Below are 1,557 nucleotides of genomic sequence, written 5' to 3' on the forward strand. Positions count from 1 at the left end.
CTAGTGCAGCCGCGCGTAAGTCTTGCTGGCTTGGTTGGTGGTCATTCGGTCCAGGCGGTGGGGTCGCTGGCGTAGAGCCCGCAGGCGCAGTCGAGGGCCTGTTCGGGGGTGCCGGTGGGTTGCCCGTCCGGTAGGTAGGAGTCCTCGTAGGCGCCGCGGCTGTCGAGGTAGATCGCGAAGCCCCACCGGTCGGGCTGGCCGGTGTAACGCAGCCGGCACAGTGGGTAGGGGTCGGCGTCGGCGGGCTCGTCGGTGAAGACCGCGTCGAGGTAGGCGAAGTCGCCGCGGTAGCGGACGGCCAGGTCACGCAGCTGGGGCCAGCGGGCGGTGTGCCGGGTGTGCAGCCGGTGTTGCAGCACTACCCGGGCCGTCTCGGGGATCTTCGCCACGTCTTCATCCTGCCCGTCCCGGTGTGTCGGGCCCGCGTCCGGGCCCGGCCGGTTCTTCCCTGTCGTCCTGGAACTGCCCCTTCCAGGATGTGCGTGGTGAGCGGTGGGTAGACGGGCGGGTGGTCCACGGGTGGTTCTCGGGGCCGCGCAGCGGCAGCGGTTCAAAAAGCTCGCCGGAACGGTGAGTGCCCCGTTCGACCAGGTCAGACGGGCCCGGATCCTGCTGGACGCGGCTGATGGCCGGTGGGGGCCGGCCGCGCTCGGCCGCCGTCACAGCGTGCACGCGGACACGGTCCGCCGGCTGTGCGCCCGGTTCGCCGTGGACGGCGAGGCGGCGCTGGTCGACCGGCCTCGCTCCGGCCGGCCGCGCCGCTACGGTGCGGACGCCCGGCTCGCGGTGCTGGCCGCGGTCACCGAGACCGCACCGGAGGCGGCGTCGCAGTGGTCGCACCGGCTACTCGCCGAGCATCTCGCCCCGACGGTCGGGATGTCACCGGCACAGATCGGCCGGGTGCTGGCCGACCTCGACCTCAAACCCCACCGGGTCCGCGGCTGGCTCAACCGGCCCGCCGACCCCGACTTCACCGACCGCGCCGCCGCGGTCTGTGACCTCTACCTGCACCCGCCCACGGACGGCGTCGTGATCTCCGTCGACGAGAAGACCGCGATCCAGGCCCGCTCGCGGCGCCACCCGACTCGCCCGGTCCGCTCCGGCTCCCCCGAGAAACGCGAGTTCGAGTACGTCCGGCACGGCACCGTGTCGCTGGTCGCGGCGATGGACGTCGCCACCGGACAAGTCCTCGGCGAGATCATCCCCGGGAAGAACAACTCGGCGAACTTCACCTGGTTCCTGACCAGGCTCGACGAGGCGATCGATCCCGCGCTGAGGATCTACCTGGTGATGGACAACGGGTCGAGCCACACCGCACGCGCGACCCGGGCGTGGCTCGCGGCCCACCCCCGGTTCGTCGTGACCTACACCCCGAAACACGCCAGCTGGTTGAACATGGTCGAGATCTTCTTCTCGACGCTCACCCGCCAGCTCCTGCGACGCGGCGACTTCACCTCCCGCGACGACCTCGCGGAGAAGATCCTCCACTTCATCGAGGTCCACGACCGGACCGCCAAGCCCTACCGCTGGACCTACACCGGCGAACCCCTCAAAGCC

2 protein-coding genes are annotated in these 1,557 nt (G+C 71.1%); one reads left to right on the forward strand and one right to left on the reverse strand.

The annotated features are described in order from the left end of the window. Positions 1 to 41: 41 nt before the first annotated feature. Positions 42 to 389 (reverse strand): hypothetical protein, encoded by a 348-nt coding sequence (locus tag AB1460_RS37365; protein ID WP_368967273.1) that lies wholly within the window; start codon positions 387 to 389, stop codon positions 42 to 44. 130 nt (positions 390 to 519) lie between these two features. Here AB1460_RS37365 and AB1460_RS37370 point away from each other — a divergent pair. Further along, the coding region (locus AB1460_RS37370) for an IS630 family transposase (RefSeq protein WP_368967275.1) at positions 520 to 1,557 on the forward strand (1,038 nt) is incomplete at its 3' end.

Source organism: Parafrankia sp. FMc2 (assembly GCF_041008525.1).
In the GTDB taxonomy this organism is placed as follows: Bacteria; Actinomycetota; Actinomycetes; order Frankiales; family Frankiaceae; genus Parafrankia.